The sequence below is a fragment of the Mesorhizobium sp. M0011 genome, from assembly GCF_040324155.1.
Taxonomy (GTDB): Bacteria; Pseudomonadota; Alphaproteobacteria; order Rhizobiales; family Rhizobiaceae; genus Mesorhizobium.
Genome location: NZ_JAMYVQ010000001.1, coordinates 40,109 through 58,366, shown reverse-complemented (window position 1 = coordinate 58,366; position 18,258 = coordinate 40,109). Strand labels below are relative to the sequence as shown.

Annotated in this window: 20 protein-coding genes; 1 reads left to right on the top strand and 19 read right to left on the bottom strand. The window is 63.3% G+C overall.

Annotated elements, in window-relative coordinates:
- Positions 1–3 precede the first annotated feature (3 nt).
- A complete protein-coding gene (locus NKK51_RS00290; protein ID WP_352550560.1) occupies positions 4–1,098 on the bottom strand; it encodes a polyamine ABC transporter substrate-binding protein in 1,095 nt (364 codons plus the stop codon).
- Between the two features lie 44 nt (positions 1,099–1,142).
- Positions 1,143–2,249, bottom strand: coding sequence for an agmatine deiminase (aguA, locus tag NKK51_RS00285; protein ID WP_352550558.1), 1,107 nt, complete (start codon positions 2,247–2,249; stop codon positions 1,143–1,145).
- Between the two features lie 202 nt (positions 2,250–2,451).
- Here aguA and NKK51_RS00280 point away from each other — a divergent pair, with 202 nt between their 5' ends.
- Positions 2,452–2,958, top strand: a complete 507-nt coding sequence (locus tag NKK51_RS00280; RefSeq protein WP_183453887.1) for an OsmC family protein — start codon at positions 2,452–2,454, stop codon at positions 2,956–2,958.
- 3 nt (positions 2,959–2,961) lie between these two features.
- Here the strand turns inward: NKK51_RS00280 and NKK51_RS00275 are convergent, their stop codons facing one another.
- The 17 genes from NKK51_RS00275 to rpsF form a co-directional block, all read right to left on the bottom strand.
- A complete protein-coding gene (locus NKK51_RS00275) occupies positions 2,962–3,183 on the bottom strand; it encodes a hypothetical protein (protein ID WP_013532531.1) in 222 nt (73 codons plus the stop codon).
- Positions 3,184–3,350: 167 nt separating this feature from the next.
- Positions 3,351–3,992 (bottom strand): hypothetical protein, encoded by a 642-nt coding sequence (locus NKK51_RS00270; RefSeq protein WP_352550556.1) that lies wholly within the window; start codon positions 3,990–3,992, stop codon positions 3,351–3,353.
- Positions 3,993–4,069: 77 nt separating this feature from the next.
- Positions 4,070–4,810, bottom strand: coding sequence for an SDR family NAD(P)-dependent oxidoreductase (locus NKK51_RS00265; protein WP_352550555.1), 741 nt, complete (start codon positions 4,808–4,810; stop codon positions 4,070–4,072).
- 44 nt (positions 4,811–4,854) lie between these two features.
- Positions 4,855–6,324 (bottom strand): amidophosphoribosyltransferase, encoded by a 1,470-nt coding sequence (gene purF, locus NKK51_RS00260; RefSeq protein WP_013532528.1) that lies wholly within the window; start codon positions 6,322–6,324, stop codon positions 4,855–4,857.
- Positions 6,325–6,429: 105 nt separating this feature from the next.
- Positions 6,430–7,089, bottom strand: coding sequence for a CvpA family protein (locus tag NKK51_RS00255; protein ID WP_127289277.1), 660 nt, complete (start codon positions 7,087–7,089; stop codon positions 6,430–6,432).
- 63 nt (positions 7,090–7,152) lie between these two features.
- Positions 7,153–8,556, bottom strand: coding sequence for a DNA repair protein RadA (radA, locus tag NKK51_RS00250; RefSeq protein WP_023813748.1), 1,404 nt, complete (start codon positions 8,554–8,556; stop codon positions 7,153–7,155).
- Positions 8,556–9,161: a hypothetical protein gene (locus NKK51_RS00245; RefSeq protein ID WP_352550554.1), complete on the bottom strand. Its 606-nt coding sequence runs from the start codon at positions 9,159–9,161 to the stop codon at positions 8,556–8,558. Before NKK51_RS00245 ends, radA begins: the two co-directional genes overlap by 1 nt.
- 25 nt (positions 9,162–9,186) lie before the next feature.
- Positions 9,187–10,677, bottom strand: a complete 1,491-nt coding sequence (locus NKK51_RS00240; RefSeq protein WP_352550552.1) for a replicative DNA helicase — start codon at positions 10,675–10,677, stop codon at positions 9,187–9,189.
- Positions 10,678–10,903: 226 nt separating this feature from the next.
- Positions 10,904–12,133 carry an RNA polymerase sigma factor gene (locus NKK51_RS00235; RefSeq protein WP_352550550.1) on the bottom strand — a complete coding sequence of 410 codons (1,230 nt, stop codon included), beginning with the start codon at positions 12,131–12,133 and terminating at the stop codon, positions 10,904–10,906.
- Positions 12,130–12,495 carry a YciI family protein gene (locus NKK51_RS00230; RefSeq protein WP_128303068.1) on the bottom strand — a complete coding sequence of 122 codons (366 nt, stop codon included), beginning with the start codon at positions 12,493–12,495 and terminating at the stop codon, positions 12,130–12,132. The genes NKK51_RS00235 and NKK51_RS00230 overlap by 4 nt, the downstream gene beginning before the upstream one ends.
- A 45-nt stretch (positions 12,496–12,540) precedes the next feature.
- Positions 12,541–13,254: a DUF1428 domain-containing protein gene (locus NKK51_RS00225; RefSeq protein ID WP_352550549.1), complete on the bottom strand. Its 714-nt coding sequence runs from the start codon at positions 13,252–13,254 to the stop codon at positions 12,541–12,543.
- Positions 13,255–13,395: 141 nt separating this feature from the next.
- Positions 13,396–14,367 (bottom strand): small ribosomal subunit Rsm22 family protein, encoded by a 972-nt coding sequence (locus tag NKK51_RS00220; RefSeq protein WP_352550547.1) that lies wholly within the window; start codon positions 14,365–14,367, stop codon positions 13,396–13,398.
- Between the two features lies 1 nt (position 14,368).
- Positions 14,369–14,692 carry a YnfA family protein gene (locus tag NKK51_RS00215; protein ID WP_352442171.1) on the bottom strand — a complete coding sequence of 108 codons (324 nt, stop codon included), beginning with the start codon at positions 14,690–14,692 and terminating at the stop codon, positions 14,369–14,371.
- 67 nt (positions 14,693–14,759) lie between these two features.
- The gene (locus tag NKK51_RS00210; protein ID WP_352550545.1) at positions 14,760–16,064 is read right to left on the bottom strand and encodes a cyclopropane fatty acid synthase; all 1,305 of its coding nucleotides are present in this window, start codon (positions 16,062–16,064) and stop codon (positions 14,760–14,762) included.
- Positions 16,065–16,365: 301 nt separating this feature from the next.
- Entirely contained in the window at positions 16,366–16,950 is a 585-nt protein-coding gene (gene rplI / locus NKK51_RS00205; RefSeq protein WP_127289263.1) for a 50S ribosomal protein L9, read from the bottom strand.
- A gap of 220 nt (positions 16,951–17,170) precedes the next feature.
- Positions 17,171–17,419: a 30S ribosomal protein S18 gene (gene rpsR / locus NKK51_RS00200; RefSeq protein ID WP_006203718.1), complete on the bottom strand. Its 249-nt coding sequence runs from the start codon at positions 17,417–17,419 to the stop codon at positions 17,171–17,173.
- Complete coding sequence (rpsF, locus tag NKK51_RS00195; RefSeq protein ID WP_013532520.1) at positions 17,419–17,919, bottom strand: 30S ribosomal protein S6; 501 nt, start codon at positions 17,917–17,919, stop codon at positions 17,419–17,421. The genes rpsR and rpsF overlap by 1 nt, the downstream gene beginning before the upstream one ends.
- Positions 17,920–18,258: the final 339 nt, after the last annotated feature.

The following is an 18,258-nucleotide window of genomic DNA, read 5'->3' as shown; positions in this document are numbered from 1 at the left end:
GCTCTATTGCCCCGTCACGATGCGCGTCCACATGCGGTTTTGCGATCGCAGCCACTTTGGGTCGTTGTTGTCGACCACGAACAGCTTGGCCTTTACGGCATCAGCCGGAAAGACGCCGGGATCGCTGGCTATGGCCTTGTCCATCAGCGGCAGGGACTCCGGTATCGCATTGGCGTAGGAGACATAGCTGGAATTGGCCGCGGCGATATCGGGCCGCAGATTGAAGTCGATCCAGGCCTGGGCGTTGTCGGGATGCGGCGCATCTTTCGGCACCGCCATCGTATCGAAGTTGATGAGCGTGCCTTCCCTGGGAATGGAATAGGCGATCTCCAGCTTCTTCACGGATTCCGCCGCACGAGTCCTTGCCTGGAGGATGTCCCCCGACCAGCCCAACACCACGCAGATGTCGCCGTTGGCGAGGTCGTTGATGTATTTGGACGAATGGAAATAGCGGATGTAGGGCCGCACCTTGCCCATCAGGTCCTCGACCCTGGCGAGGTCGTCGGGACTGGTCGATTTGGGGTCGATGTGAAGATAGTTCATCGCCATCGGGATGACTTCCGCCGGCGCATCGATCATGGCCACGCCGCAATCGGACAGCTTCTTGACCATTTCGAGGTCGAAGACCATGGCGAAGGAATCCGTCGGCGCGTCCGGCAGCCGCTGCTTCACCGCGGCGACGTTGTAGCCAATGCCGTCGGTGACCGCCATATAGGGCACGGCATGCAGGTTCCGCGGGTCGGCGCCAGCGATCAGCGCCAGGGCCTGCGGATCGATCTTCGAATGGTTGGCAAGCTTCGATTTGTCGAGTTCCAGGAACGCCCCCGCCTTCACCTGGTTCTTCAGGAACGGATAGGCTGAGGGGTAGACCACGTCATATCCCGAGCCGCCGGTGAGCAGCTTGGTTTCAAGCACCTCGTTGCCGTCATAGACATCGTAGCGAACCTTGATGCCCGTCTCCTTCTCGAATTTCTCGGCCGTGTCCTGCGCGATGTAGTCGGACCAGTTGTAGACGTTGACGATCTTTTCCTCGTCAGCCGAAGCCGCATTTGCGCAGATGCCGCAGGCAAGCAGGGTTGAGAAGATCAGAGCGCGCATAAATGTCCTCCGTTTTCGCTATCTGTTTTGGGCATGCCCTTCCCTCAACGCCGTTGCGGGGCATAGACTGGCAAGGTGATGCAGGCGACATTGCCGCCACCCAGCAGGATCTCGCGTGAGTTTTCGATGCCGACTATCTTGTGGTCGGGAAACAGCTCGGCCAGCGTCTGCTTGGCCCTCACATCGAGATCGCAGCCGAACTGCGGTACCACCACGACGCTGTTGCCCGGATAGTAGTTGATGTAGCTCGCCGCGATCCGGTTTCCGGCCGGTCGCGCCCAGGTCGAATCCAGCCGGTCCACGCTGTCGCTTTCTTCCGGCGTCATCTCGATCGGCAAGGGGTGGGGCAGCCGATGAACTTTCAGCGCGCGGCCACGCGCATCGCGGGCCGAACGCAGCACCTCTTCGGCTTCTCGCACAATCTCGTATTGTGGGTCCTCCCGGTTGTCGGTCCAGCTCAGCACGACCACGCCGGGGCGCACGAAGCAGCAGACGTCGTCGACATGGCCGTCGGTCTCGTCGAAAGCGAGGCCGCGTGGCAGCCAGATGACGGTATCGACACCGAGATAGTCGCCGAGCTGGCGTTCCACTTCGGCCTTGCCGAGATGGGCGTTGCGATTTCGGTTGAGGAGGCATTGCTCCGTCGTGATGAGGGTGCCCTGGCCGTCGCACTGCAATCCGCCGCCCTCGGCGATCAACGGCGCCCGGTAGCGATCCATGTTCTCGATTTCGAGCACTTTTTGCGCGGCCAGATCATCGAGGTCCCATGGCGCGTAGAGGCCGCCGTCAAAACCGCCATATGCGTTGAAGATCCAATCGACGCCACGCACGTCGCCTTGATCGTTGACGACGAAATTGGGGCCGCTGTCGCGCAGCCAGGAATCGTTGGTGGACATTTCCACGACGCGCACATGGCCGGGCAATCGCGCTCGGGCATTCTGCCACTGGCGAGCAGAGGCCGCCACCGTCACCGGCTCGCTTTGCGCGATCGCCGCGGCGACATCCGCGAACAGCTTTTGCGCGGGCTTGGCGCCGAGGCGCCAGGTGTCCGGTCGCTCCGGCCAGATCATCCAGCAGCCTGATTTGGGTTCGAATTCGCCGGGCGCGCGAAACCCATCCTGTTTCGGCCTTGTCGAGAGGGTACGGGGCATCTGGGGACCGCCGGGAAATGGAGTGATGACTTGCCCGGATCAGACGTTTTTGTGACCTTGTCCGTCAATGTCCCATTTGGGATATCGGTGTTGGCGGCTGTTTCCTGTTGCGGAACGGCATTGCCTTCCCACGGTGATCGGCGCAAATCTCGACCGGACGGCGTATGCCGGTGACGCAAGCAGTCGACGAAGGGGAAAGCGGATGGATGCGACCGAACTGAAGGCCATGCAGGCGCCGCTGAAGCAGGCCTATCGTGACGATGCTTCGCAGGCTCTGATCACGCTTCGCGCCAAGGGCTCGATCGATGACCAGTCGGTTGCCTGCAAGGTGGAGACGGGCAGGGCGCTCGCCATCGCCGGTTTGCATCCGGCAACAGGCGGCTCAGGCCTTGAACTCTGCTCGGGCGACATGCTGCTGGAGGCCTTGGTGGCTTGCGCCGGGGTGACGCTGAAGGCGGTGGCGACGGCGCTCGAGTTCAAGCTCGGCGCCGCCACGGTGGAAGCCGAAGGCGATCTCGATTTTCGCGGCACGCTCGGTGTCGCCAAGGATGCGCCGGTCGGCTTTCGCGCCATCCGGCTCAATTTCAAGCTCGACACCGATGAGCCGCAGGAGCGGATAGACTCGCTGCTGAAGCTGACCGAGCGCTATTGCGTGGTCTTCCAGACCATCAGCCAGAAGCCGGAGCTGACGGTGAGCGCACGGCGCTGACGCTTACTGTGCTGACGGTTCTTCGGCGTCGCCCTCGTCGGTGAAGGGCGAGGCGCTCGGCACGCATTGGACCGACCAGCCGGCTGGTGTCGGCTGCTTCTGATATTCGGTGATGGCGGCGGTGCACTGTTCGCGCTTGTCGAAGGTGCTGGGCAGCACGACCATGCCGCCTTGCGGACCGGCGATTACCAGATACCAGACCAACGCTGCTGCGGTCGTAGCCATGGGGATTTCCTCATTCTGCCAGTGGGCGCTTGTTGTGGGAGTCGCTGTGATCCTTACCAACTCCACGGAAATGACGAAAGCATGACGGCGGCGCAGCCTTCCATCGTCACATCACAGCCGCGTGATGTGACGATGGGTTCCAGCCCAAATTTCGAAGCCCAATCGGCTCAGTTGGTGGCAAAACAATAGAACAGGCCATCGCCCCCGGTGCCCTTCAGCGCCTCCTGGCTGCAGCCGCCGCGCGAGGCGTGCGAGGAATTCCAGGATTTGGCGGCTACCGAATCGTCGAGGCCCGTGCGGTCATGATGGCCCATCATAGCGGCGCCTTCCGCCCCGCTCATCGTCCAGTCGCCGCAGGTCTGGTCGGCGATCCTGGTGCCGTCGGGCTTGGAGCCGGTCAGCACGTCGTGGCGGTTCGGCGTGTCACCGCGGCCGTTGACCACTTCGCCTTTCTCGCTGAGCGCCGTCTGCTTGGTGATGCCGTTGGCATCGCTGTGCAACGAGGCGACGTCGTCAGCGATCTTGACGCCCTTGGCGTTCACCCACGGCCCCTTGCCGATGCGGTCGCGGGCGTCAGTATCGCTGGTCGACAGATAGGCGGCCCAACTCTTGCCGGTGACGCCGGCGGCTTCCGCCAGCGATGCGCAATGCGCGTCGGCGCCCTTGAGGCCGCCGAGGTCGGCACCCTTGCCGGAACCGACACTGGTGACGAAGAAGCTCATCTTGGCATCTTGCGAGAGGGCTGCGCCGACTGTGGCGGCGAGGGCGGCCGCGATGGCCGTGGTGGCAACGAGAACAAGTCTGCGCATGTCGATCCTCCAGTTCGAATGGTTACGTCAGAGGAAACGTTGCCGGAGGCCTATTTAATCCATCTCGCAGTCAAGTTTTATTCCGGCTGGCGATAGGCGACGAAGCGATTGTGCTTGGCCTGGAAGATCAATCCGGTCTCTTTCAGCTCCGGCCTGGCCAGCGGTACGATGCGTTTGGCGATCTCGGCGGGGTGCGGCAACGTCTCGGGATCTTCGCCCGGCACTGCCTGGGCACGCATGGCGGTACGGGTGGCGCCGGGGTCGGCGGCGTTGACCCGGAGCGGCAGGCTCTGCGTCTCATGCGCCCAGGAGCGCATCATCGTCTCCACCGCGGCCTTGGAGGCCGCGTAGGGCGCCCAGAAGGCACGCGCCGAGTGCGCTGCGTTGGAAGACAGGATGATCGCTCGTCCAGCATCGGAGAGCCGTAGCAGGGGGTCGACCGAGCGGATCAGCCGCCAGGTCGAGGTGACGTTGATGGTCATCACCTTCTCGAAGGTTTTTGCTTCGACATGACCGATCGGCGAAATGACGCCGAGCACGCCGGCATTGGCGACGAGAATGTCGAGCTTGCCCCAGCGTTCGTGGATGGCGCCGCCCAGGCGGTCGATACCGGCCATGTCGGCGAGGTCGAGCGGCACCAGTGTCGCCTGGCCGCCGGCCGCCTTGATCTGGTCGTCGAGCTCTTCCAGTCCTCCGACAGTGCGCGCCACCGCAATGACATGCGCGCCGGCGGCAGCCAATTCCTTGGCAATGAAATAGCCGATACCGCGCGAGGCGCCGGTGACGACCGCAACGCGGCCGGAAAGGTCGAGGGTCATGCGATGGATTCCGGGAATTTGACTAACGCTGATGACGGTCCGGCCTACGTCCCGCTCGTCGCCAGCAGCGACAGCGTTCGCACATTGTCGTGGCCTTCGAAGTCGAGCAGGCGGGTCGGATACTGGCCGGTGAAGCAGGCGTCGCAGAATTGCGGCTGGTCGTTGTCGCGGCTGGCCTCGCCGACCGCGCGGTAGAGCCCGTCAATGGTGAGGAAGCCAAGCGAATCGACACGGATGAACTCGGCCATTTCCTCGATCGACATGCGCGATGCCAGGAGCTTCGATTTCTCCGGCGTGTCGACACCGTAGAAGCAGGACGCGCGTGTCGGCGGTGAAGCGATGCGCATATGCACCTCCTTGGCGCCGGCGTCGCGCACCATCTGCACGATCTTCTGGCTGGTGGTGCCGCGCACGATACTGTCGTCGACCAGCACCACGCGCTTGCCCTCGATCATGCGGCGGTTGGCATTGTGCTTCAGCTTGACGCCCATGTGGCGGATCGAATCGCCCGGCTGGATAAAGGTGCGGCCGACATAATGATTGCGGATGATGCCGAGCTCGAAGGGAATGCCTGCGGCCTGGCTGAAGCCGATCGCCGCCGGCGTGCCCGAATCCGGCACCGGCACGACGATGTCGGCCTCGACCGGGCTTTCGACCGCCAGCTCGGCGCCGATGCGCTTACGCACCTCATAGACGTTACGGCCTTCGACCGAGGAATCCGGCCGCGCGAAATAGACATATTCGAAGATGCAGAAGCGGGTCTTCTGCGGTTCGAAGGGGAACAGGCTCTCGATGCCCTTGGACGTGACGACAACCATCTCGCCGGGCTTCAGGTCGCGAACGAAACGCGCGCCGATGATGTCGAGCGCGCAGGTTTCGGAGGCCAGGATCCAGGCGCCGTCGAGATCGCCGAGCACCAGCGGCCGGATGCCGAGCGGATCGCGGCAGCCGATCATCTTCTTGGCCGTCATCGCCACCAGCGAGAAGGCGCCCTCGACCTGCCGCACCGCATCGATGAAACGCGAGTTCAAGTCGCGTTCCTTGCTGGTGGCGACGAGGTGCAAAAGCGTCTCGGTATCGGAGGTGGAGGAGAAGATCGCGCCTTGCTTCTGCAGCGCGCGCTGCACGGTCATGGCGTTGGTCAGATTGCCGTTGTGGGCGACGGCGAAGCCGCCATCGGCCAATTCGGCGAAAAAGGGCTGGATGTTGCGCATGCCGGCGCCGCCCGTGGTGGCGTAGCGCGTATGGCCAATGGCGCGGTTGCCTTGCAGGCTGTCGATGACGCGCTGCTTGGTGAAGGTGTCGCCAATCAGGCCGACATGGCGTTCGACATGGAACTGGCTGCCGTCATAGGAAACGATGCCGGCCGCTTCCTGGCCGCGATGCTGCAGCGCATGCAGGCCCAGTGTAACGATGGCCGCAGCGTCCTGCCGGCCGAAAATGCCGAACACACCGCATTCGTCGTGGAAATGGTCGTCGGCCTCGGCGGAAAGCACGTCGTCTGCGTCTGCCATCTTAAGCTCCGCTAAAATCGCCATATAATGCGGGTTCGCGCCGAAAGCAACGCGGGCCGTGCGGTCGTTCACACCATCGTCAGATCCTGACGCCGTTTTCGGGCGTCAGTTTGCCGGTGCCGCCGGTGCCGGAGCGTTGTTGGCCGGTGGTGTTGCGTCATTGTCGTCAGGCGCCGGCGTGTTGGCATCGTCGCCGCCCGCCGGAGCATCCGCGGCCGGTGCGTCCGGAGCCGCTGGCGTCTCGGCGGCCGGCTGATTCGGATTGAGCTTCTTGAGGATCGCGTTTTCCGGATCCTCGGGCAGCAGGCTTTCGAGCTTGGCGCCGATCTGTTCGAGCAGCGGCCGCGACTTGGCCTCCGTGACCCAGGCTGGTGCCTTGGCACCGGCCAGCCAGTTGAAGAACAGCAGGGCGACGGCAACGACCAGGATGCCGCGCGCGGCGCCGTAAAGGAAACCGAGCGTACGATCGAGTGCGCCGATCCTGGAATCGATGATCCAGTCGGCTAGCTTCATGGTGATGACCGAGACGACGATCAACGCGATGATGAAAACCACGCCGGCGGCCGCCGCCATGGCGACCTTTTCATTCTCGATGTAGGGCGCGAGGTAAGGCACAACCGGCTTGTAGAAGAAGAACGCCGCCGCTGCCGCCGCTGCCCAGGAGACGACGGACAGGACTTCGCGCGAGAAGCCGCGAACCATGGCGAGCATCGCCGAGACCAGAGTGAAGCCGACGAGAATTCCGTCAAGCAGCGTAATCGGCATGTCTTTCGCCCCACTCCATGAGCCGCATTATAACGCGGAGCATCGGGCTCCGGGTCCGATGCTCTAGTCTTCCTCGTCCACGCGGCTTCGGCGTGAGCCGGCTATGCGTGCCACGAGGTCGGCAAGCTCGGTCGGCTGGAAAGAACCGGCCCCGATCCCCCCGGCCAGTTCCCCGCTGCCCGAGGGCAGAACCGCGCTTCCAAAACCCAGCTTTTCGGCTTCCTTGAGGCGCTGTTGCGCATGCGCAACCGGCCTCACGGCGCCCGAAAGGCTGATTTCGCCGAAATAGACGCAATCGGCGGGAAGGGCAAGACCGGTGAGCGAGGAAACCAGGGCGGCCGCCACTGCCAGATCGGCCGCGGGCTCCGAAATCCGGTAGCCTCCGGCGACATTGAGATAGACATCGTGAGTGCCGAAGCGCACGCCGCAATGGGCTTCGAGAACCGCCAGGATCATCGACAGCCGGGCGCCGTCCCAGCCGACGACGGCGCGGCGCGGCGTGCCGAGCGAGGAGGGTGCGACCAGTGCCTGGATCTCGACCAGCACCGGCCTTGTCCCCTCCATGCCGGCGAAAACCGCCGCCCCCGGCGATTTGGCATGGCGTTCGCCAAGGAAAAGCTCGGACGGATTGGCAACTTCGCGCAGGCCCTTGTCCGACATTTCGAAGACGCCGATCTCGTCGGTCGGTCCAAAACGGTTCTTTACCGTGCGCAGGATGCGATAGTGATGGCCGCCTTCGCCTTCGAAGTAGAGCACGGCGTCGACCATGTGCTCGACGACGCGCGGCCCGGCGATCTGGCCTTCCTTGGTGACATGGCCGACCAGCACGATCGCCGCCCCTGTGGATTTCGCATAACGGATCATCGCCTGGGCGGCGGCTCGCACCTGCGTGACGGTGCCCGGTGCCGAATCGGCAAGGTCGGTCCACAGCGTCTGGATCGAATCCAGGATGACGAGGTCGGGCCGTTTGCCGTCGGCGATCGTCGCCAGGATGTCCTCGACATTGGTCTCGGCGGCAAGTTCCACCGGAGAAGAGGCGACGCCAAGCCGCTGCGCCCGCAGCCTGATCTGCGCGACCGCCTCTTCGCCGGAAACATAGACGATGCGGTGGCCTTTTGATGCCAGCGCCGCGGCCGCCTGGGTGAGCAGCGTCGACTTGCCGATGCCGGGGTCGCCGCCGACCAGCAGCGCCGAGCCGCGCACGAAACCGCCGCCGGTGGCGCGGTCGAGTTCGCCAATGCCCGAGATGATGCGCGGCGCGTCCTCGATATCGCCGGACAGCGTGGTCAGCACCACCGCGCGGCCCTTGCGGGCATTGCGCGTGTTGGCCGGACCGGAGCCGATGCCGCCGGACGTGCCTTCCTCGACCAGCGTGTTCCACTCGCCGCAGGCATCGCATTTGCCGGCCCAGCGCTGATGCACCGATCCGCAACTCTGGCAGATGAATTGTACGCGCGATTTGGCCATCAGTTTATCGGTTCCAAAAGGTATTTCTGGCGATCCCAATAAACCGGCAAAGCCTCTTCGATCGCGTCGAAGTGCGTGCGGCGCTGTCCGTTGTTGAGAGCCCAATTGTCGTATGCTGACCAACACGCGTGGATGAATAATCTGATCACGAAGTCGTTCTCTCGCCTGAGTTCATCGTGCAACGTCTCTAGCAATCTCATAAGGGCAGTAGAGAGGCGACGATCATTGAGCCGATGCATCAAAAGGAAAGCGCACCCGATCGCTGCCAGAGAGGTGTCGTGTCGAGATTCGTCCAACGAAAGAGCCAAAAAGCCCAGCAGATCGTTGATGTCAGCGGCCGCTCCCAATTTCCAAACTCGATAAAGACCAGCTACTGCCGCGCTTCGAGAATAGTCGACAGCATCCTTTGCTAGGAATTTCCTTACCAATGTAACATTCTCAGCCGTCGGTTCGCTCGAGTAGCAAAACACCAATATCGCTGCGTTGGATTCCAAGCGATAAGCCGACCCTGCGGATTTCAAATAGTCGGTAAGTTGAGAGCGTTCTTCCTCAGAGATTTCATACGCTTCAAATTTTATCCTCTGATAGATATCGCTGAAATCCAACCGGCTGCTCCGAAACCAAAAAAAGCTACTCAAACCTTTCCGGCAAATGATGCTCCTCGGCAAGGTCGGAGAAGCGGGTGAACTCGCCCTGGAAGGCAAGGCTGACGGTGCCGGTCGGTCCATGGCGCTGCTTGGCAATGATCACTTCGGCCTTGCCCTGGACCTCGACCATCTTCGTTTCCCAGGCGAGGTGCTCGGGCGTGCCTTTCTCCGGCTCCTTGTTCTTGACGTAATATTCCTCGCGGTACACGAACAGCACGACGTCGGCGTCCTGCTCGATCGAACCCGATTCGCGCAGATCGGACAGCTGGGGATGCTTGTCGTCGCGGCTTTCGACCTGACGCGACAGCTGTGAGAGGGCAATGATCGGCACGCCAAGCTCCTTGCCGAGCGCCTTCAGCCCGGTGGTGATCTCGGTGATTTCCTGGACGCGGTTCTGCGACGCCTTGGCGGACGAGCCCTGCATCAGCTGGATATAGTCGATGACCATCAGGTCCAGCCCGCGCTGGCGCTTGAGGCGGCGGGCGCGCGCCGCGAGCTGGGCAATCGAGATGCCGCCCGTCTGGTCGATGTAGAGCGGCCGCTTGTGGTTCTCCTGCGTGTAGGCGACGAGCTTGCCGAAATCGGCCTCCGTCAGATCGCCACGCCGGATTTTCGACGACGGGATTTCGGTCTGCTCGGAGATGATGCGGGTGGCCAGCTGCTCCGACGACATTTCGAGCGAGAAAAAGCCGACGACGCCGCCATTGGCCGCCTTGACCGAGCCGTCGGCCTGCTGGGCGGGCTCATAGGCGGCGGCGATGTTGTAGGCGATGTTGGTGGCCAGCGACGTCTTGCCCATGCCTGGGCGGCCGGCGATGATGATCAAATCGGATGGCTGCAGGCCACCCATGCGGTGGTCGAGATCGCGCAGGCCGGTGGCAATGCCGGACAGGTGACCGTCGCGCATGTAAGCCGCACTGGCCATGTCGACGGCGTTCTTCAACGCATCGGAAAAACTCTCGAAGCCGCCATCGTAGCGGCCGTTTTCGGCCAGCTCGAACAGGCGGCGTTCGGCGTCCTCGATCTGTTCGCCGGGCGCCATGTCGACCGGCGCGTCATAGGCGATGTTGACCATGTCCTCGCCGACGGTGATCAGCGCGCGGCGTGTGGCAAGGTCATAGATGGCGCGGCCATAGTCGGTGGCGTTGACGACGGTGACGGCCTCGACCGCCAGCCGCACGACATATTGCGCCATCGTCATGTCGCCGACCTTCTCGTCGGCGGGCAGGAAGGTTTTCAGCGTGATCGGCGTCGCCACCTTACCCATGCGGATGAACTCGGACGCCACCTCGAAGATCTTGCGGTGCAGCGGCTCGTAAAAATGGCTGGCCTTGAGGAAGTCCGAGACGCGATAGAAGGCGTCGTTGTTGACGAGGATGGCGCCGAGCAGCGCCTGCTCGGCCTCGATGTTGTTTGGCGCTTCTCGATAAAGCGGTGTTTCCGCCACGCCGAATTTTCGCGCTGCTTCTGCCATGATGTCCCCGATTTCGATCCCGGCTTCTCGATATCAGAACGTGACAAGTCCATGCTGACTTATCTGCACCAGTGCCTGTCCAATCAGCTTTGATACCCGCGATTCACAGCCGAGTTTTTTCGGTGGAAAGAATCGCAATTGACTCGAATCGAAAGAACGATTGTAGCGCATTCGCAGGGAGAACAAAACGGGAAAACAAGAATGGTGCCCTGTGCAGCCATCCCGCTCAAAGCTGACCGAGTCGCCCCTCGATGAACCGGCGTTCCGCCGGTTGCCGGGTCAACTCGATCGCCCGCCGGTAGGAGGTCCTTGCCGCTTCGGTCAAGCCAAGCCTGCGCTGCATGTCTGCTCGCGCCGCGTGCGCCAGATGGTAGCCGTCCAGCCCGCCTTGTCCCATGACCGCCTCGATTGCCGCCAGTCCGGCCTGCGGGCCGCCGCGCATGCCTATGGCCGCGGCGCGGTTGAGTGCCACGACCGGCGAGGGGTCGACGCGGCCGAGTACATCGTAAAGCGCGACGATCTGTACCCAGTCGGTCTCCGCCGTGCCGGCCGCCTCGGCGTGGACGGAAGCAATGGCCGCCTGCAGGATATATGGTCCGATGCGGCGCGAGGCGATCGCCCGACCGATCAGGCCGTCGGCCTCGGCGATCAGCGAACGGTCCCACAGCGTGCGGTCCTGATCCTCCAGCAGGACAAGGTCGCCGCTGGCATTGACCCGCGCCGCGCGCCGCGCCTCGTGCAGCAGCATCAGGGCAAGCAGCCCTTGCGCCTCCGGCTGGTCGAGCAGTTCGACCATCAGCCGGCCGAGCCGGATCGCCTCGGCGCACAGATCGGCCCGCGTCAGGTCCGGCCCCTCGGTTGCCGCGTAACCCTCATTGAAGATCAAGTAGATCACCTGTAGCGCACTCTCGAGCCGCGCCGGCAGGTCGTCGCGGTCGGGCACTTCGTAAGGGATGGCCTCGTCCCGGATCTTCGCCTTGGCCCGCACGATGCGTTGCGCAATGGTCGGTGCCGGCGTCAGATAGGCGCGGGCGATCTCTTCGGTGGTCAAACCACCCACTTCGCGCAGGGTCAGGGCGATGCGTGCATCCGGCGCCAGCGCCGGATGGCAGCAGACGAAGATGAGCCGCAATTCATCGTCCTGGATGTCTTCCGGCATGGCTGGCTCCGGTGTCGGCTCGGCCAGAGCCGTGAGCTCGGGCAGAGCCCCGGCCAGCCGCGCTTCCCGGCGCCAGCGATCGATCGTCCTGAAGCGGCCGGCCGAGACCAGCCAGGAATAGGGATTGGCCGGCACACCCTGGCGCGGCCATTGTTCGGCGGCAGCAGTGAAGGCCTCATGCAAGGCCTCCTCCGCCGCGTCGAAACCGCCGAGCAGGCGGATCAAGGTCGCCAGCACGCGCCTCGCCTCGTTGCGGTAGGCCGCCTCCAGGGCGTCGCGCGGGCCGGCGGTGCTCACAGGACCGGCGGCGGCTGGCTGAAGTCGACGACCGGACGGACTTCGATAAAGCCGATCGTTGCCAGCGGATGGCCGCTCGCCACCCGCACCGCTTCATTGAGATCACGGGCTTCGATGACGATGATGCCGCCCAGGATCTCCTTGGTCTCCATGAACGGGCCGTCGACCGAAGACATCTTGCCGTCGCGGACCTGCACGGTCATCGCCTCTTCCGGCAACACCAGGGCCTCGGCGGTTACGAAGTGGCCGCTGGCCCTGAGCACCTCGTCATATCCGGCGCATTCGGCCAGCACGGCGTTGGCTTGCGGGCTGCCGCCGAACAGCGTCTTGGGGTGGTAGTAGATGAGACAGGCATAACGCATGGTGGGTTTCCTTTTCCAGGATTGTCGAAACTAGGGTTCTTGGGATCAGGCGTCGAGGATCGGTGCGAAGCCGCCATGGACCCGGCGCTGGTTGTCGTAGGGCATGGTGTCGGCATACATGCGCGGATCGGCAATCACCTTCTTCCAGGCGTCGTCGCGCACCTGCTTCGACGGCCATTCGACCCAGGCATAGACGACAACCTCATCGCCCGTCGCTTTCACGGCGCTGCGGTAATCGGTGATCTCGCCATCGGGAACATCGTCGCCCCACGCCTCGACGACGCGGGTTGCGCCATGTTCCTTGATCACCGCGGCCTGCTTCGCCGCCACGGCAAGGTAGGCTTGCTTGTTGGCGGCCGGCACCGGCACCAGCGAGCCATCGATATAGCCGGTCTTGCCGGTCGTGTTCAGGTCGATGAACGGCGTGAAACCGCCGATGATCATGTGCTTGCCGTCAAAGGGCATGGACGCGCCGATCTCCGCCATGCGCGGGTCGCTCATCATCGTCTGATAGGCAGCGTCCGCCGCCGCCTTGTCCGCGTATTCGTGCCACGAAAAGGTGATGACCTCATCCGGCTTTGCCTTCACGGCTCCCTTGAAGTCGGTGATCTTGCCGCCGGGCACGTCGTCGCCCCATCCCTCGACCATCCGGGTGGTGCCGAACTCCTTCAGCACCGATGCCGCCTTGGCGACATGCTTGCGATAGGCTTCCTTGTTGGCGGCGGGCACCGCGGCGACAAATCCTGCGATATAGCTCATTGCGTTTCTCCTGTTGGCTGGTGCCGTTTGACACTCTTGGCGTCTCGAAAGGTTCGAGAACGCCAATGGTCGAACGGCACGGCCTGGATTCGACATCGCTCCGAAATTTTTCTGCGGAGCGGTTCGAAACGCCACGGCCGCCTATTCGGAAGCCAGCCTGTCGCCCCAGTCCAGCCGCCGGGTGAGCTTGAAGTCGGCGCCGTCGCGCTTGGTGAACAAGCGCTCGGCGGCGGTACCGTCGTCCTGGCAAAGCTTAAGCAGAACCTTGCCGGAGCCGGACTTCGGCGGCGCAAGAACCCGCGCTTGGTGTGATGTGGGTCCGTCGCGAGAAGCCGCGACATAGATGAACTTCTCGTCTTCCCACGGCACGTCGGCATCCTTGGCCAGCCGATGCAGGCGCGAGCGGGCGACGCGGCGGGAAAAATGGCACCAGTCGGGCTGGACCAGCGGGCAGGGCGCCTGATGCGCGCAAGGCGCTAGCACATGCGCGCCCGCCTCGATCAGCTGCCGGCGCATGGCAAGGATGCGCTGCCAGCCGGCAGGGGTGCCCGGCTCGACCACAAGCAGCGTGTCGGCGGTGAGTTGCCAGAGCCGGTCGATGAGCTTCGGCAGTGATGCGGGAGCGATTTCATCGAGCACATAGGCGCAAGTGACCAGATCGGCCGGCTCGATGTCGGCAAGGTCGATGGTGGCATCACCCGCCAGCCACCTCGTCTGGGCGGCAATCGCACCGGCGGCAAGTGTCTCGCCGACCTTGCGTACCGACGCACTGGCTTCGAACAACACAGCCTGTTCGAGATCGGGCCACAGCTCAGTCGTGGCCCAAAGCGCAGTACCAGGACCCGCGCCGACATCGAGCAGGCTCTTGGGTTGGAAGGCGGGCTTGGCATCGCTCAGCGCATCGAGACTGGCGCGGATCGCGGCATAGGTCGCCGGCAGCCGCGTCGCCAGATAGGCTTTCACCGCCAGATCCTCGGCCATGTGCAGACGGCCGTCGCGCAATTCGGCACGATAACGGTCGGACAGCGTTTTTGCCGCTTGTTTGAGTATCGCCAGCGGAACGTTTTCGAGTAAGCGCTCGACACCTTGGCGAAGGGATGCCGGCAACTCCATCTCACGCGCCCCGCGGGACGAGAAGGATCACGGAAGCGCCGGCAATGCAGAGCGCCGCGCCGGCAAAATCCCAGCGGTCGGGGCGCACGCCCTCCACCAGCCACAGCCAGCCAAGCGATGCCGCAATGTAGATGCCGCCATAGGCGGCGTAGGCGCGGCCGGCGGCTGACGTGTCGACCAGCGCCAGCAGGAGGCCGAACAGGGCAAGCGAGCCGAGGCCGGGAAGAAGCCAAAGCGGTGACTTTTCCAACCGCCACCAGGCCCAGAACGAAAAGCAGCCGGCGATCTCGGCCAGAGCGGCGGTGGCATAGAGAACGTAGGTCATGAAAAAGGTTCCGCGACGGTCACGGGACCTTTTTCAGTGCAGGCGCCGGCAATGGCAAGCGGCAATGCTATTCCTGGTCCGCAACCTTGCGGCGACGAGCCGGCTTGGCGGTCGGGCTCTTTTTGACGGGAGCCGTTTCACGATGCCCCATATCGCGTATCTCGAGCGCCTTTTCGCATTTGGCCATGTAGTCGCGCGACATCGGCAGCGTATCGTTCTTCTTGGTGATCTGGATCTGGAAGATGACCAGGTCCTGCCAGCGGAAGGCGGCTTCCGAGGCCGCCAGATAGAATTCCCACATGCGGCAGAAGCGCTCGTCATAGATCGCCTTGGCCTTGTCGCGGTTGGCAGCGAAGCGCTCGCCCCAGTGCTTCAGCGTATCGGCATAGTGGAGCCGCAGGATCTCGACGTCGGTGACGACCAGGCCCGACTTTTCGATCGCCGGCATGACTTCCGAGAGCGAAGGGATATAGCCGCCCGGGAAGATGTATTTGCGGATGAATGCGCTGGTCGCCCACGGCACGCCGGAACGACCGATCGTGTGCAACAGCATCACGCCATCGGGCTTGAGCAGCGTCGCGCTCTTGTCGAAGAACGTACGGTAGTGGTTGACGCCGACATGCTCGAACATGCCGACCGAGACGATGCGATCGAAACGCTCGTTGAGTTCGCGGTAGTCCTTGAGCTCGAAATGCACGCGGCTTTCCAGCCCTTGCGCGTGCGCCCGGTCGGTGGCGACGCCATGCTGCTCGGTCGACAGCGTCACGCCCTGCACGTCGACGTCGAACGCTTTGGCGAGGTAGAGGCCAAGCCCGCCCCAGCCGGAGCCGATGTCGAGCACCGTCTGGCCGGCTTTCAGCCGGAGCTTGGCGGCGATGTGGCGCTTCTTGGCGGCCTGCGCTTCGTCCAGCGTCATGTCCGGCTGCTCGAAATAGGCGCAGGAATACTGCATGTCCTGGTCAAGGAAGAGCCGGTAGAGGTCGCCCGACAAATCGTAGTGGCGCTGCACGTTGCGGCGCGAGCGCGAGGCGGTGTTGATCTGCTGCAGGCGGCGGAAGGCGTGGCGCAGCCCTTCGATGGCCTTCGACCAGGTGGCGTCGATGCCGCCGCTGCCCATATTCTGGAAGGCGATGCGCATCACGCCCAGCACGCCGCCTTCGAGGATGTCGAGTTCGCCGTCCATGTAGGACTCTGGCACTGCCAGCATCGGATCGAAGGTGATGGCGCGCTCGGCATGCGCCGTCTTGATATGCATGTGCACCGGTTCGCCGCTGCCGTCGCCGAAAATCACAGCCGAGCCCTTGGGGCCGGTCACCTTGAGATTGCCGGTGCGCACCAGGCGGTCGAGAACGCGCTTCAACAGAATATTCATGACCAAATGTCCCCTCTCGGCCAGACAGGCTGCCTTGGCGCGTGACCGCGAAAATCGGTATCGATTTCGCCGGGGGTCTTGCGCCGAACCAAAGTTGCACAGCGTGCTTTGCGCGGCCAAAGGACGCGCGACGCTGTAATCTGCAACAATATATAGGGGTTCGAAAAGTTCCATTTGGCACAAAAATGCCCGGGCGAGAGACCCGGGCATTGGTCCAGCATGGCTGGATGACGGCAAAGTGATCGGAGCTTGGCTTTAAGTCGTGATCAGCCCATGGCTCCAATCGTCTTGCGAAGTGTGATCAGGCGTTGTCTTCGCCGCCCTCGAACTCGGTGTTCGGATCGAAGAAGTTCTCCGGCCGGGCATTGTCGTTGATGTCGTCGCCATAGATGGCTTCGGCGGTGGTCAGTGTCTCGCCCTTGGCCTGGCGCTCGGCTTCGTCGGCCGTGCGGGCGATGTTGAGCGTGACGGTGACCTCGACTTCCGGATGCAGCGCGATCGCCACATTGGTGACACCGATGGTCTTGATCGGCTGGTTGAGCAGGATCTGGTTGCGGTTGATCGAGAAACCTTCCGCCGTCAGCAGATCGGCGATGTCGCGGGTCGAAACGGAACCGTAAAGCTGCCCGGTTTCGCCGGCGGAGCGAACGGCGATGAAGCTCTTGCCGTCGAGCTTTTCGGCAATCTGGGCCGCTTCCGACTTGCGCTCGAGGTTGCGGGCTTCGAGCTGGGCGCGTTGGCCTTCGAACTTCTTCTTGTTGGCTTCGTTGGCGCGTAGCGCCTTGCCCTGCGGCAGCAGGAAGTTACGGGCAAAGCCGTCCTTGACCTTGACGGTGTCGCCCATCTGGCCGAGGCGGGAAACGCGTTCGAGAAGAATGACGTCCATGGTTTTGTTCCTTCGGTTGGGCGCCAATCGATCGATGAGATCGACGCCGAATGTCTTGGAACAGGTCAGGAAGCTTGAGCGCCCGGGGGCGCTGGTGACGCTGTCCTGCCTGTCGCGGCAGTTAGAGGTCTTTGACCTCAACCCGGGATTTGATGTTCGACCCTGCGGCGCCCGTCGCCGTGGGAGAAGAGCGGGCGGCGAGCCGCCCGCATTGGCGCTATTAACGAACCACGTAGGGCAGCAGGCCGAGGAAGCGGGCGCGCTTGATCGCCTTGGCGAGTTCGCGCTGCTTCTTCTGGCTGACGGCGGTGATGCGCGACGGCACGATCTTGCCGCGCTCCGAAATGTAGCGCTGCAGCAGACGCACGTCCTTGTAGTCGATCTTGGGCGCGTTGGCGCCGGAGAACGGGCAGGTCTTGCGGCGGCGATGGAACGGGCGCCGGGTCGGGATCTGATTGATGTCGACCATTATTCTGCACCCCCTTCAAAGCCTTCGCGCGGACGGCGCGGGCCACGATCGGCACCAGCGTCGCCGAACGAGCGCGGCGGACGATCGCCACGGTCGCCGCGATCACGGTCGCCGAACGAGCGCGGGCCACGATCGCCACGGTCGCGGTCGCCGAAGCCGCCGCGTTCCGAGCGCTCTTCGCGCTTCTGCATCATGGCCGACGGGCCTTCCTCATGCGCCTCGACCTTGATGGTCAGGAAGCGCAGCACGTCTTCGGACAGGCCCATCTGGCGCTCCATCTCGTTGAGCGCGGCCGCTGGGCAATTCAGGTCCATCAGCGTGTAGTAAGCCTTCCGGTTCTTGTTGACCCGGTAGGTGAGGGACTTCAGTCCCCAATTCTCGACCCGGCCGACGGACCCGCCATTCGCGGAGATGACACCCTTGTACTGTTCGACAAGAGCATCGACCTGCTGCTGCGAGAGGTCCTGCCGGGCAAGAAACACATGTTCGTAAAGAGCCATTATGTCTTATGCCTTTCTTCGTTTCTCTCCCGGTTCCCGGCGGCAAAAGCCTCTGCAACTTCTCTGACCCGCAAACCCTCGAAGGGGCAGGGGGAAGAAAGGAGCATAACGAGACGGTCGAGAGCGGAGACACGGGAGGCGGAAGCACTTCCGGCTTCACACGAAGGTTCTAAAAAACCTCCGGCCCTCCGTTCAGCCCCCAGCAAGGACCGGCAGATTGCGGGCGTCTATATAGCAATCCGACCGTAAAGCAAGGGCAAGCGGCATTCCCGTGTGTCCCACGTGACGATCAGGGAGCAGCAACGGCGGAAGTTGTGGTTTCCGGGAACCACGTCTTAA